Below are 14,289 nucleotides of genomic sequence, written 5' to 3'. Positions count from 1 at the left end.
CCGAAATTGGCCTTGCGTGTAGGCCCGACGACCTGCATCGACCGTATTGGAAGGGGGTGGACGATTTTGCTGTAGGGAAGGCTTGCTTCTTGAAATTGCTTTCACTTTTCGCATCGTCCCTTCTTGCTATTGGTTGGGCGAATGCGCTCCATGCGCAGGACACTGCCCAGGCAGCCGAGGCCGGGTCGGAAGAGGATGAGAGCATTCCCTTGCCCCCCGGCACCATCGTGGTCACCGGAGAACGCATTCGCGGTCAGCTTATTGTCGATCAGCCGCCGATCGCCGAATATGACAGCGAGGATATTGCGGCATTCGGCGCGAGCTCCATCGCCGACATCATTGCCGCCATCGAGCCGGCGACGGGTGGTGCGCGCGGTGGCCGCGGGGGCGGACGGCCAATTTTCCTCATCAACGGCATGCGCGTGTCGAGCTGGCGCGAGTTCCATTCCTATCCACCCGAAAGCGTCGCCAAGGTCGAGGTGTTTTCGGAAGAGGTCGCCCAGCGGTTCGGTTACGATCCCGACCAGCGCGTGGTGAACATCGTCCTCAAGAACGACTATGCGGCGCTGACGGTGGAGGGCGAGTTGGAGGCGCCTGCGCGTGGCGGTTACTGGCGCAACGAGGAGGAGGTAACCTACCTCAAGATTGCCGACGGGGCGCGGCTCAACTTCAATCTCGATGTCGAGGATTCCAGCCTGCTGACAGAAGCGGAGCGCGGGTTCACGGTCCCTTCCGCGATTCCCGGCGTCGTCGATGAAGCACCGTTCCGCAGCCTCCTTGCCGACACGTGGCAGGTGGAAGGAACGGCGAATTATGCCAAAGCCTTCCTCGACAGCGGATCCTCGATCAGCCTGAACGCAACACTGTCGCGCGAGGAGAGCATGAGCCTGTCGGGCCTGCGCGATACGGGCACGGGCGCGGACCCTATCGAGCGGCGCACCCGGACCGATGCGCTCTCGCTGGGCGGGGCCTACAATCGCAATATCGGATCATGGAAGGCGACCTTCACGTCGGATGCGGTACTGTCCAACAGTGATACCGAAATCGACCGGCGGACGGGCAGCGGCTTCGATACGGCGGAGACGCGGCTCCGCACGGTGGTCAACAAGGCGACTTTCACGGGCTATCCGGTCGAACTGCCTGCCGGTGAGATATCGACCACCATCGATCTGGGCCTGGACTGGAAGCGGCTGGAAAGCGCGGATACGCGGTCGGCCGTCGACGCATCGATCACCCGGCGCAGGCTCGATGGCGGAGTGAACGTCAACATACCCATCGCCCGGCGGGGCGGGGCCTGGGGCGCCATTGGCACGGCCAGCATCAATCTGGCAGGCGGCGCGGAGGATCTTTCCGATTTCGGCCGGCTGGCCAACTGGACGGCGGGGCTCAACTGGTCGCCCTTCGACAAGCTGAACCTCCAGCTTACCCGCATCTGGCGCAAGGTGGCGCCCGACATATCCGCGCTCGGCAATCCGCGGATCGACGAATTCAACGTGCCGGTGTTCGATTTCGCCACCGGACAGGATGTGCTCGCCACGGTCATCACCGGCGGCAATCCGAACCTTGCGCAGGAAACCCAGTCGGACTGGAAATTCGGCGCCAACTGGCAACTGCCATTCTGGGACAACACCCGGCTCCAGGCCGATTACGGCATCAACCGCTCGCGCGATGTCACCTTGTCCTCTCCGGCCTATACCGCAGCCTTCGAACAGGCTTTTCCCGACCGGATCGAACGAGACCCGGCGGGCGAGCTTCTCGCCATCGACCGGAGGCCGGTGACATTGTTCGAAACCCGGAGCCGGACATTGAGCTTCGGCCTGTCGACGCGCGGGCGTATCGGCGGGTCGCAGGGCGAAGGGCATGGCCGCGGCGCGCGGGCGTCGGGCGGGCGCGGCCATGGCGGACCCGCGACCGGCGGAGGGGCACGGGTCGACGCCGAGCGTTCGGCCCGGATGCGCGAGGCGCTATGTGCCGAACCGCCTCAGCTCGACCGATTGCCGCCGCCCATGCTCGAACGGCTGCGCGGCGAAGATGGCGAGATCGACCAGAAAAGGCTGAAACAGCTCCGCGAGCGGATGTGCGCGGCCCGGTCGAATGCGCCCGATGGCGAAAACGCGGAGCAGCACGGCGGTGGCCGCGCTCCGGCTGCAAACCCCTTCGCCCGCCGCAGCGGCGGTGGAGGGCGCTATTTCGCCAGTTTCAACCACACGATCACGCTCGAAAACGAAGTCACGCTCGCGCGGGGCGGCCCGGTGTTCGACCAGCTCGACGGGTTCGTGCTTGGCAGTGGGGCGATCCCGAAACACAGCTCGCGGCTGGAAACGGGCCTGTTTCTCGATGGTTACGGCATGCGCCTGTCGGGCCGCTATCTCGGCGAAGCGGTGCTGCGCGGCAGCGGCTTGCCAGGGGCTAGCGATCTCTTCTTCGGCGACCTCCTGACCTTCGACATCCGCCTGTTCGCGAATCTCGGGCAGATTTTCGAACGCGAAGACGGCGTGCTCAAGAACCTGCGCGTAGCGTTCCGGATCGACAACATATTCGATAGCCGGCGCCGCGTGGTCGATGCCAGCGGCACGGTGCCCGATGCCTACGATCCGCGCCGGATCGATCCGGTGGGCCGCTATCTCGGCATCGATGTGAGGAAGGTATTCTGACCCGTCAGTGCAACGCGCGGCGGGGGAAGAACAGGCTGGCAAGGCCCGATGCGCGGAACGGTTTCCATGCGCCTTCGGCCTGCGCCAGCCGGTCGGCGATGGCATAGACCGCCGCCGGGTTCACGCCGAGCCCGCAATGGCTGGCGAGCACCTCGATATTCTCGCAATCCTCCCGGTCGCCGCATTGCACCGATCCGCGCCAGTGAACCACGCCGTCGGTCCGGGTGAGGATCGAGGTGGTGGGCACCGGGGGCGCTTCGGCCAGCTTGCGGAAATTGCCGCCGCGCATCGGCTCGGGTTCCTTGCCGTTGAGATATTCGAACAGACGCGCGGCATTGGTATGGCCGCGATCGTCGCTGATCGGCGAACCCAGGCTGATCACCCCGCGCACCTTTTCGGGAGCCATCTTGGCGAGTTCGCGCGCGAACACGCCGCCCAGGCTCCAGCCGACGATCGACACCTTGCCAGCCGTGCGCTCGTGCAACTCCTCGACACAGCCCATCATTGCCTCGATGCGGGCATTGTCGATGCGCACATTGCGACCCAAATTCCAGCCCGCCGCATCGTAGCCGAGGTCCGACAGCAGCGAACGCAGCGGCGCGGTCGAATAATCCGACGCCATGAAGCCCGGCAGCACCAGCACGCCATGCCCGTCGCCGCGCGGCAGGGTGGAGAGCAGCGGGCGCAGGGCATAGAAGCTGGCAAGCTCGCCAAAGGCCCGTCCCGGTTCGGCCAGCGTCAGCAGGCGGCTGGGCGGGCGGGCTTCGATTGCTTGTGTTGTCATTCTGTGGTCGGACCTTTCAGGGGATGGGCAGCCTTGGGTTTCGAACGCGCACGGGAGGCATGAGTGCCGCCCTTGGCGGGTTCGGACGGCTTCTTCTTGGGCGCGGCCCGCTTCTTGGTGGCGGGCTTTGCGGCGTGTTTCTTGGCGGTTTTCTTAGGCTTGGCGGGTTTGGCGTCATCGCTTGCCGCATCGCGCAATTCCTCGAAACTTTCGCGAATGCAGTCTGCGTAGAATTCGGGATCGTCCATCATCTCGCGGTCGGCGGTGAAGGCGATGGTCGCTTCCTCGGTATAGCTTTGCACAACATGCGCGAGGCCCATGCCGTCGGTCAGGCAGATCAGACCCATCATGCTTTCCAGCCGCGCGCCGGCCGAATAAATCGGCACCGGCGGGCCGGGCACATTCGTCACGACGGTGGTGAAGATAGGGCCGACCCCGCGATTGGCGAGGCTGAGGCGGGTATAGAGCTGCGCGCCAAGGCTCATCCACAGCGCGGGGCTGACCTTGCTCATCTCGGTCATATTGCGCGCGCCCATGGCGTCGGTCATCGCCTTGGAATTGGTCGTGCGGTTATGAACCCAGGCCAGCCGTTCGAGCGGATCGGCGATATGCGTGCCGAGCGGCGCGATCATCGCGGCCACCTGATTGCCCATCGCATTCTTCTCGCCATTCGAGCGGACCGAGATCGGCGCCATGGCGGTGAGCGACTTCTTCGGCAATTCGCCGTGATGGTCGAGATAGCGCCGCAGCGCCCCGCCGATAATGGTCAGGAAGACGTCGTTGACCTTGGCGCCGTCCACGGCCGTGCGGATCGCCTTGATGTCCGCCAGCGGCACGCCGACCCCCTCGACCACGCGGTGGGGGCCGATCTTTCTGTTGAACCGCGTCTTGGGCGCGATCATCTCGGTCGAGACGTCGAATTCCTTGGCCGCCAGTCCTTTCAGCGCCTTGGCGAGGCCCGGGGCGGCCTTGGCGGCCACTTCAAGCTGCTTGAGCGGATTGGCGATCGCGTTGAAATAGCTCTTGCCCAGCAGTTCGACCGGGTTGGGCACCTTTTCCGGCTTCCAGTCGTCGGGGCCGGGCGGGGGCGGTTCGTCGGGTGTGAGCGTGTGCGTCGCTTCCATCAGGTCGATCCCGCTCATCCCGTCGATCGCGGCGTGATGGACCTTGGTGATATAGGCATAGCACCCCTTGGGCAGGCCTTCGACATTGTCGAGCCCCTCGACCACGGTGAATTCCCATGGCGGGCGATCGAGATCCAGCGGACGGGCGAAGATACGCGCGGCCTGGATGCACAATTGCCGCCAGTCTCCCGGCGCGGGCAGGGCGACGTGGCGCACATGGTATTCGAGGTCGAAATCCGGGTCCTCGATCCAGTAGGGATAGTCGAGGTCGAAGGGCACGCGCACCATGCGCTGGCGCATGGTCTTGGAGAGTTGCAAACGGCTTTCGAAAAAGGCGAGGATATCCTTGAAGCGGACGAAACCGCCGGGCGCAGTCGCGGGGTTGTAGATCAGGATCGATCCGATGTGCATCGGCGAGTTACGCGTTTCCAGCGCGACAAAGCTCGCATCCATGCCCTGGAGCTGCTGCATAGGGTCCCTTCGCGCTGTCGCCGTGCTGCGCGAAGGCAGAGCGGCATCCTCCTGTTTCGGCCTGCCTGTTTCCGCAGGTCCGAATGGGCGAAGGCTAGCATGTGACGGTTCCGCGTCAACTTGCCGCCCCGGTAAAGACCTGCCGTAGCGGGATCAGGAGTTTAGAGCGCGTCACCTGCGGCCACACCGCTCGCCCAGGCCCATTGGAAGTTGTAGCCGCCCAGCCAGCCGGTCACGTCGACCGCCTCGCCGATGGCATAGAGGCCGGGAAAGCGCTTTGCTTGCATCGTCTTGGAGGAGAGTTCGGCGGTCGAGATTCCACCCACAGTCACCTCGGCCTTGGCGAAGCCTTCGGTGCCGTTGGGGTGGAAGGTCCACCGCTTGAGGCGCTCTCCCGCGCTGCGCAGCGCCTTGTCGGTGAGGTTGCCGAGATCGCCGTCGAGACCGAGCTTGTCCGCGAGAATGTCTGCCAGACGTGCCGGGAGCGCCTCGCGAAGCTGCGTGCGCACGCCCGATCGGGGGTTTCCGCGTTTGGCATCCATCAGCCATTCGGCGGTTCGCTCGGGAATGAAGTCGACGAACAGCGGCTCTCCCGGGCGCCAATAGGAACTTGCCTGCAGGATCGCGGGGCCGGACAGCCCGCGATGGGTGAACAGCGCGGCCTCGGCAAACCGGGTCTTGTTCGCCGTGGCGACGACCGGGGCCGAGACGCCCGAAATGTCGCGGAACAGCACTTCCTCGCCGCCCAGCGTCAGCGGGACCAGGGCGGGGCGCGGCTCGACCACCTTGAGGCCGAATTGGCGGGCGAGGTCGTAGGCGAAGCCGGTCGCCCCCATCTTGGGAATCGAGGGGCCGCCGGTGGCGATGACCAGCGCGGGTGCGGTGTAGGTGCCGGTCTGCGTGGTCACGGCGAAGCCATCGCCATGCGCGACCGAGGTCACTTCCTCACTGCAGCGCACGGTCACATCGCCTTTCGCGCATTCCTCCAGCAGCATCTCGACGATTTGTTTGGCCGAGCTATCGCAGAAGAGCTGACCCAGCGTCTTCTCGTGCCAGGCAATGCCGTAGCTTTCGACCAGATCGAGAAAATCGCGCGCGGTATAGCGCGCCAGCGCCGATTTGGCGAAATGCGGATTGGCGCTGAGATAGTTTGTCGGACCTGCGCCGATATTGGTGAAATTGCACCGTCCGCCGCCCGAAATCAGGATCTTCTTGCCCGGTTTCTCGGCGCGTTCGAGTACCAGCACGCGTTTGCCCCGCTGTCCGGCACGCGCGGCGCACATCAGCCCGGCGGCACCCGCACCCAGGATTATCGCATCGTAGCTGGTGGGCACTTATGCCTCGTCGATCGGATATTCGGGCTGTTGCCGTGCGGCGATGAAGTAGAGCAGCGTGCCCGCAGCAATGAAGCCGCCGAGCACCAGCCATGCCTGCGCCTGCGCCTGTACGGATATGAACAGCGAACTGCCCACCGCGAAGATCACGCAGAACAGGTGGAAGGGCACGATCCGCCCCTCGCGATGCTCGAGCACGGGCAGTGCGAGGCTGGTGACGATATAGGTCACCAGCCGCACCAGCGTGCCCGCCACGGCCAGCACCTCGAAACCTTCCCACAGGCCGAACAGCACCGCGACCACGCCGTAGAACAGGATCGCGTTGAAGGGCGTCAGGAAGCGCGGATGGACATATTCGAACCAGCGCGGGAGCATGCCGCGTTCGGCCATGCCGTACATCAGCCGCGGCTGCGCGACGCCGCTGGCGAAATTGTTGGCACCGATGCTGAAACTCGCCGCGATGACGATGGCGAGCGAGCCGATTTGGCCCATCGATGCGCCCGCAACCCCGGCGAGTGCGTTGTTCTCGCCTGCGAACTCAGGCCCGATGGCGATGAAGGCCCAGATTATCGCCATGTAGAGCAGCGTCACCCCGCTCACCATGGTGACGATGGAAAGCGGCACGTCGCTCTTGGGGTTCTTGAACTCGCCTGCCGCCTCGACCACGCCTTCGAAGCCGATGAAGGCGTAGAAGGTGAGCAGGATGACGGTTTCGACCTCGCTGAATTGCGGGAGGGCCACGTCGCCCAGGCCGCTGCCCGCAAACAGGGCGGAAACGACCAGCAGGCCCAGCGGCACCAGCTTGATCGCGGTCATCACGCCCAGCGTGCCGACCGAGGCGCGCATGCCATAGAGATTGACGATGGTGATCAGCGCGAGGCCGATGCCCGCCGCGATCGGGGTGACGCCCGGCTCGCCCAGCCACGGGAAAATCGCCGCGAGATAGGCGATCATCACATGCATATTGGCCGCCGCGGTCACGATGGCGCTGGCATAGCGCGCCCAGCCCGCCTGGAAGCCGACGAAGCGCCCGAAGGCCGCCTCGCCATACAGAACCGAGCCGCCGCTATGTTCGAAGCGGCTGGCCATCCAGGCATAGCACAGCGCCAGCGGCAGGAAGAGGATCCCGCCCACCAGCATCATCCACGGCGCGAAATTGCCGACCGCCGCGACGAGCACTGCGGGCAGGGCGAATATGCCCGCCCCGATCATCCCGTTCAGCGGAAACAGCGATGTCCCCCAGAAGCCGACTGTGCGCGGCGGTGCGATCTTGGTTCCGTCCATTCTCGCGAGGTGCCCGCAATCGCGCGGGCAAGCAAGCCGGGTTGTGGATGGGTCAGGCCTCGCCTCGATAGACGGCGATAAAACTGATCGTGTCGACCATGCCGTGCACCAGGACCAGGGGGTAGATGTTTCGCCTGAGGATGAGGAAGCCGAGGCCGAGCACGAGACCGATCATGCCGGTCATCACGAAACCGAACAGGCCCTGGTAATAGAAATGGGCGAAACCGAAGATCAACGCCGGGAGGAGGACGGCCAGCACACTGGCGCCGCGCAGCCTGCCAAGCCCGTCCTGGATCCGGGTAACCATATAGCCGCGAAAGAACATCTCCTCGCCCAAGGCCGCGCTGGTCCAGACCACCGCCAGCCACAATAGCAGCATGGGCAGGTTCCCCTCGACATCGCCCCAGCGTGCCTCGACGCCTTCGGGCAGGCCTTCGGGCTTGATGAAACCGATCTGCTCGCCGCCGAGGATGACCAGCGCCACACCACCGATGAAGAGCAGGAAGATGAAACCGGCCTTGGGCAGGACGAGCAGGCGCGATTTCCAGTCCGGCAGCCTCACGAATCCCATATCGCGCCAGCCCACGCCTTTCGTCCGCAGGTAGAGGGTGAGGACGATCAGTGTGAACAGCAGCGAGATGGGTCCCGAGAATTTCCACGTGATCTCGGCAAACACCAGCCGGGACCCGAAGGCGAGGGCGGCAAAGGCGACGACCTCTAGGATGATCCACCAATTCGCTCGTTCGCTGCCGGTGGTCGATACGGCGCCTTCACTCATCGCTTCCTCCTGCCAAAATTACTGTAGTACATGAGTAATACAGTAATTGGTTTCATAAGCAACTAGTTTTCCGGTGGCTGCAATCGCGGTTTGCAAGCGCGCGCGCGGGGACTATCTCCACCCCCATGTCGCGCAGCAAGGCAGGTTCACCCCACGATCCGAGAGGCAGGGAGCGGTTCAACGAGGACCGTGCGCGCCAGACCGTGGCCGGCGCGCAGCCCGATCTCGAGGCCGGAATCACCGCGATCCGCGAGACGGTGAAGACGCTGAAACCGCGCCCCGGCGTCTATCGCATGCTCGATGCGCGCGGCGATGTGCTCTATGTCGGCAAGGCGCGCAGCCTCAAGGCGCGGGTCGCCAATTACACGCAGGTGAAGGGGCTGACCAACCGCCTCCAGCGCATGGTCAGCCAGTGCCGCGCGATGGAAATCGTCACCACCAATTCGGAGGCCGAGGCGCTGCTCTTGGAAGCGCAGCTGATCAAGCGCTATCGCCCGCCCTTCAACGTGCTGCTGCGCGACGACAAGAGCTTCCCCTTCATCCTGCTGCGCGCCGATCACGCCTTCCCGCGCATCCAGAAGCATCGCGGCGCGCGCAAGGCCAAGGGCAATTACTACGGCCCCTTCGCCAGCGCGGGCAGCGTCAACAAGACGCTCAACGCGCTGCAAAAACTGTTCCTGCTGAGGTCCTGCACCGACAGCTTTTTCAACAATCGAGACCGGCCCTGCCTGCTCTACCAGATCAAGCGCTGCTCGGCCCCGTGCGTCGGGCGGATCGACGAGGCGGGCTACGAAAGCCTTGTGCGCGAGGCGAAGGACTTCCTCGGCGGCAAATCGTCGGCGGTGCAGCAGGACCTTGAGCGGCAGATGGCCAAGGCGGCAGAAGACCTCGATTTCGAGACCGCCGCCATCCTGCGCGACCGGCTGCGCGCGGCAACCTTCATCCAGGGCAGCCAGGCGATCAACGCGGCCGGGGTGGGCGATGCCGATGTGTTCGCGCTGGCGGCCAAGGGCGGGCAGGTGGGGGTGCAGGCCTTCTTCATCCGCGGCGGGCAGAATTGGGGCCACCGCACCTTCTACCCGCGCAACACCGGCGACCTCGAAAAGGAAGAGGTGCTGTCCGACGTGCTGCTGCAATTCTACGAGGAAGTGCCGCCGCCGCGCACGATCCTGGTCGACCGCGAACTGACCGAACAGGAACTGATCGCCGAGGCGCTGGCGGAGAAGGCCGGACACGCGGTCGCCATCTCGATCCCCCAGCGCGGCACAAGGCGCAGACTGATGGAGCAGGCCAGCCGCAATGCGGTGGAGGCGCTCGAGAGGCGGCTGGCCGAAAGTGGCACCAAGGCGAAGATCCACCGCGAGCTGGCGGAATTCCTCGAACTGGACGACGTGCCGCAGCGCATCGAGGTCTATGACAACAGCCATATCCAGGGCGCCAAGGCCGTGGGTGCGATGGTCGTCGCCAGCCCCGAAGGCTTCGAGAAGGGCCAGTATCGCAAGTTCAACATCAGGACCGCGCAGACCAATGACGATTTCGGCATGATGCGCGAGGTGATGAGCCGCCGCTTCCGCAATCTGGCGGAGTTAGGCCCCTCCCCTGAAGGGGAGGGGTTGGGGGGGGGTGTGCCCTCGTCGGCAGATGATGGACCCCCCACCTCTAGCCCCTCCCCTGCGGGGACGAAGAACAGCCACGAAACCGTCTGGCCCGACCTCGTCCTGATCGACGGCGGCAAGGGGCAGATGTCATCGGTGCGCGACACGCTGGCGGAGATGGGGATCGAGCACGTCCCCCTGATCGCCATCGCCAAGGGCCCGCACCACGGCCGCGAGGGGCGCGAGGTGTTCCATTTTCCCGACGGGCGCGAGAAGACGCTGCCGGTCAATTCGCCGCTGCTGTTCTATCTCCAGACCCTGCGCGACGAGGTCCACCGCTACGCCATCGGCGCCCACCGCGCCAAACGCAGCCGCGCCATCACCGCCTCACCGCTCGACGAAATCCCCGGCATCGGCCCCGCGCGCAAACGCGCGCTGCTGCTGCATTTCGGCACGGCGGGCAAGGTCCGTGCGGCCGCGCTGGACGATTTGAAGCGCGCCCCCGGCATCAGCGCAGGCGTGGCGCAGCAGATCTACGATTTCTACCACGCGGGTGGGTGAAATTGGAGCGGTAGCTTACGGCTGTCTTGCTGACCTGTACCTGTCGGTCCGATGATTGGAGAGCTGCCTTGTTGGTGCCGAACAAGATCATCCCAGATTTGCAATCGACCACCACGTCACTGCCGCCAGAAAGAGGATCAGAATTGTGCGCTGGACAACGATCGGCAGTCTTGACCACTGTGCAAGGATTGCCTCGCCGAAAAGGTGGATCAAGAGGCCGAGTAGGGCAAAGCGAATGAAACGGCTGGAAGAAAACAACGCCAGGAAGGTCGCGAATGGATAGCCTGTCGCTCCCGCTACCAAATTCACGAAATACGACGGGACAGGCGTAAGACCTCCGAGAAAAATGAGAGCGCCGCCCCGTTCGCTGAACGTCGACTTATAGGCTTCGACTGCTTCTTGGACGTTGAGGTAACGAGCCAGGGGTTCGGCAAAACCGGCTCCCAGCGAATACAGGATCGATCCTGCGATCGCGCTCCCCGCCACGGTCACCGCGACGAAGAGCCAGGTTCTTTGCGGAGCGGCAAGACAAAGGGCGACAAAGATCGCTTCATAGGGGAACGGGACTATGGTCGTCTCGAGTATCTCAAGAACGAGTAGAATTGGCAGCACGGCGTTGGAATGAGCGGCCAAGGCAAATCGCTCGGCGAGGTTGGGGCGGCGGTCATCCATTGAACGTCTCTATCAAAGACCATACGGTCGTCACGCCAAATGCGTGTCCTTGGCGAGTTTGAGGATGGGTTGCGCTTAGGTGATTTGGTTCGCAAGCAGGCACTCCTTTTCCCACCCCCTATGACGCCATCCGAAGGTCATGGTTTGGCCGAGCGCCGTTCGCGGTCCACCGCGTCTTCCCAGCCGCCCTTGTAAATTGATGTAGGTCAATGAGCGGGCGCGTTTGTGCTGTATGGTATAATCATAAGCCGGGATGCGGCCCTGTGGCCCTCCCGCCAGTGGGAGACGACGCCATGAAGACGATTCTGTTCAACGCCACCGGGGACGAGAGCTTTTCCGGGCGGCTCGATGCCGTGCTCGATCTGGCGCGTGCATTCGATGCGCATGTCACGCTGCTGCACGCCATCCCCTACGAGGCCGCCGGGGCGATCGATTTCCACGGCGCGGCCTTTGCCGCCATGGTGCCTTATTGGCGCGAGGAGGCGGCAAAGCTGCGCGACAGGACGCTCGACGATCTGTCGAACGAGGGCGTGTCGTGGAACTGGGTCGAGGCGGCGGGGCCGGTGGCGCTGGCGATGCTGCGCGAATCCTCGCTCAACGACCTCGCCGTGGTGAGCGCGCGCGATCCCAATACGGTCGATGGCACACCGTCCTTCACTGCGGGCGAGCTGGCGGTGACCGCCGATTGCCCCGTGCTCGTCCTGCCCGATAGCTGCACGCGGTTCGACCCGAACGCGGCGGCGCTGGTCGCCTGGGACGGATCGGCCGAGGCATCGCATGCGCTCAAGGCGGCGGTGCCGCTGCTGCACAAGGCGCAGGCGGTCTATCTCGCCACGGTCAAGGAGCCGGGCAAGGGCACGAAAGAGCCCGAGCTGCCGCCGGTCAACGGGGCGGATTATCTCTCGCGCCACGGCATCTCCTGCGAGATGATCGAGGTCGAAGCGGGCGACAAGGGCGTGAGCGAGGCGCTGGTCGCCCATGCCGAACACCGCAAGGCCGGGCTGATCGTGATGGGCGCTTATGGCCGCACGCGCCTGACCGAGCGGATTTTCGGCGGCGTGACGCGCAAGATGCTGTCGGATGTGCGCATCCCGCTGCTGATGACCAACTGAGCGGAATGGGGGCGGTCCCGGTCAGCCCTTGCGCGGGCCGCCGGGTTTGCCCGTGTCTTTCCGCTTGCCGCCGTCCTTGCGCTTGCCGTCGAACTTGGGCTTTCCGGCGAAGGGTTTGCCCCCGCCGGGCTTGTCCTTCTTGAAGGGCGGCCTGCCGCCGGAGGGCTTGCCCCCGGAGGGTTTCCCCCCAGGCGGCTTGCCATGCGGACGGGCATGGACCTTGCCGCCGCCGCCGTGCTTGCGGTTCGCCCGGGCTTCCACACGCGGGCCGTCGGGCGCTTCGACAATGGCGATTGCATCCTGCTCGTCATCTGGCGAGGCGGTGCGGCCAATGGCATCGGCGACCTTGGCGGCCACGGCGCGCGGCACCTGGAACCAGCTCTCGTGCTGGCCGATGCGGATCGCGCCGATTTCGTTGCGGGTGATGTGCCCGCGGCGGCAGATCAGCGGCAGCAGCCAGCGCGGCTCGGCATTGTGGCGGCGGCCGATGTCCATCTTGAACCACACCGTGTCCTCGAAACCGGGCCGGTGGCGTTCGGCCTTGGCTTTCTCGCGCGCTTCGGGCGTGTTGGCCAGCAGCTCCTCGGGCTGCGGCAGCTCGGACCGGTGGGCGTGGACCAGCGCGGCAGCGATGTCCTCGGGCGCCATGCGCGCCATGATGTCGGCGGCGAGCTTGCGGTCGCCATCCTCGTATTCGCGCTCTGCGGTGATCGTCTCGAGCAGCCGCGCCCGGTCGCGCTTGGCGATCGCCTGGGGGGTGGGCGCATCGAGCCACTCGGCCTCGATCCGCGCGCCGCGCAGCATGCCTTCGACCCGGCGACGGCGGTTATAGGGTACGACGATGGCCGCCGTGCCCTTCTTGCCCGCGCGGCCCGTGCGGCCCGAACGGTGCTGCAGCGTCTCGGCATCGCGCGGAATTTCGACATGGATCACCAGGCTCAGCGTCGGCAGGTCGATCCCGCGCGCGGCCACATCGGTGGCCACGCAGACGCGCGCCCGCCGGTCGCGCAGCGCCTGCAATGCCTGGTTGCGCTCGCTCTGCGAATGCTCGCCCGACAGCGCCACCACGCCGAAACCGCGATTCTGCAGCGTGGAGTGGAGACGCCGCACGCTCTCGCGCGTGGCGCAGAAGCAGATCGCCGTCTCCGCCTCGTGGAAGCGCAGCAGGTTGACCACCGCGTTCTCGATTTCGGACGGGCCGACGGCGATGCCCTGGTATTCGATATCGCCGTGCCCGCGCGTCTCGCCCACCAGGCTGAGGCGCAGGGCATTGTTCTGGTAGCGTTCGGCCAGCCGCTCGATCGGGCGCGGCATGGTGGCGGAGAACAGCAGCGTGCGGCGCCCCTCGGGCGTTGCATCGAGGATTTCTTCCAGGTCCTCGCGAAAGCCCATGTCGAGCATTTCGTCCGCCTCGTCGAGCACCACGCCGATCAGGCCCGACAGGTCGAGCGCCCCGCGTTCGAGATGGTCGCGCAGCCGCCCGGGCGTGCCGACGACGATCGCGGGGCCGCCGCGCAGATTGCGCCGTTCCTTGCTCGCATCCATCCCGCCGACGCAGGTGGCGATGCGAACGCCCGCCCCGGCATAGAGCCAGGCAAGCTCGCGGCTGACTTGCAGCGCCAGTTCGCGCGTGGGGGCGATGACCAGCGCGAGCGGTTTCTCGCTCAGCGGCGAGCCGCCCAGTTCGCCGAGCAGTTGATCGGCCAGCGCGATGCCGAAGGCCACGGTCTTGCCGCTGCCGGTCTGCGCCGAAACGATCAGGTCGCGGCCTTGCGCTTCGGGATCGATGACGGCGGCCTGGACGGGGGTGGGTGCGTCATAGCCGCGTGCGGCCAGTGCATCGCCGATCACCGGCGGAAGAGTTTCGAAAGCCATGGAATCTCGTGTCTTGTCCGGCGCGGCGGTGCAGGGGGCACGGCT

The 14,289-nt window shown here is 65.3% G+C and carries 10 protein-coding genes; 3 read left to right on the top strand and 7 right to left on the bottom strand.

The features are described 5' to 3' along the window. Positions 1–89 precede the first annotated feature (89 nt). Positions 90–2,654, top strand: a complete 2,565-nt coding sequence (locus L5849_RS06155) for a TonB-dependent receptor (RefSeq protein ID WP_236924857.1) — start codon at positions 90–92, stop codon at positions 2,652–2,654. A 4-nt stretch (positions 2,655–2,658) separates the two neighbouring features. Here L5849_RS06155 and L5849_RS06150 read toward each other — a convergent pair whose 3' ends face one another. From L5849_RS06150 to L5849_RS06130, 5 genes are all read right to left on the bottom strand, one after another. After that, complete coding sequence (locus tag L5849_RS06150) at positions 2,659–3,438, bottom strand: triacylglycerol lipase (protein ID WP_236924856.1); 780 nt, start codon at positions 3,436–3,438, stop codon at positions 2,659–2,661. Continuing rightward, entirely contained in the window at positions 3,435–5,033 is a 1,599-nt protein-coding gene (locus tag L5849_RS06145) for a wax ester/triacylglycerol synthase family O-acyltransferase (RefSeq protein WP_236924855.1), read from the bottom strand. Before L5849_RS06145 ends, L5849_RS06150 begins: the two co-directional genes overlap by 4 nt. A gap of 161 nt (positions 5,034–5,194) precedes the next feature. Next, positions 5,195–6,367, bottom strand: coding sequence for an NAD(P)/FAD-dependent oxidoreductase (locus L5849_RS06140; RefSeq protein ID WP_368735723.1), 1,173 nt, complete (start codon positions 6,365–6,367; stop codon positions 5,195–5,197). Then, positions 6,368–7,651 carry an APC family permease gene (locus L5849_RS06135; protein ID WP_236924854.1) on the bottom strand — a complete coding sequence of 428 codons (1,284 nt, stop codon included), beginning with the start codon at positions 7,649–7,651 and terminating at the stop codon, positions 6,368–6,370. A 52-nt stretch (positions 7,652–7,703) separates the two neighbouring features. Further along, the gene (locus L5849_RS06130; RefSeq protein WP_236924853.1) at positions 7,704–8,429 is read right to left on the bottom strand and encodes a CPBP family intramembrane glutamic endopeptidase; all 726 of its coding nucleotides are present in this window, start codon (positions 8,427–8,429) and stop codon (positions 7,704–7,706) included. Positions 8,430–8,554: 125 nt separating this feature from the next. Between L5849_RS06130 and uvrC the strand changes: the two genes are divergently transcribed. Beyond that, positions 8,555–10,585: an excinuclease ABC subunit UvrC gene (uvrC, locus tag L5849_RS06125; protein WP_236924852.1), complete on the top strand. Its 2,031-nt coding sequence runs from the start codon at positions 8,555–8,557 to the stop codon at positions 10,583–10,585. A gap of 87 nt (positions 10,586–10,672) precedes the next feature. Here uvrC and L5849_RS06120 read toward each other — a convergent pair whose 3' ends face one another. After that, on the bottom strand, positions 10,673–11,257 hold the full coding sequence (locus L5849_RS06120; RefSeq protein ID WP_236924851.1) for a YqaA family protein: 585 nt from the start codon (positions 11,255–11,257) through the stop codon (positions 10,673–10,675). 293 nt (positions 11,258–11,550) lie between these two features. Here L5849_RS06120 and L5849_RS06115 point away from each other — a divergent pair, with 293 nt between their 5' ends. Further along, positions 11,551–12,369: a universal stress protein gene (locus tag L5849_RS06115; RefSeq protein ID WP_236924850.1), complete on the top strand. Its 819-nt coding sequence runs from the start codon at positions 11,551–11,553 to the stop codon at positions 12,367–12,369. Between the two features lie 21 nt (positions 12,370–12,390). Here the strand turns inward: L5849_RS06115 and L5849_RS06110 are convergent, their stop codons facing one another. Then, the gene (locus L5849_RS06110) at positions 12,391–14,244 is read right to left on the bottom strand and encodes a DEAD/DEAH box helicase (RefSeq protein ID WP_236924849.1); all 1,854 of its coding nucleotides are present in this window, start codon (positions 14,242–14,244) and stop codon (positions 12,391–12,393) included. Positions 14,245–14,289: the final 45 nt, after the last annotated feature.

Source organism: Erythrobacter sp. SN021, assembly GCF_021864455.1.
The sequence above is the reverse complement of the archived record's forward strand: the minus strand, read 5'-3'. Positions and strand labels throughout refer to the sequence as shown.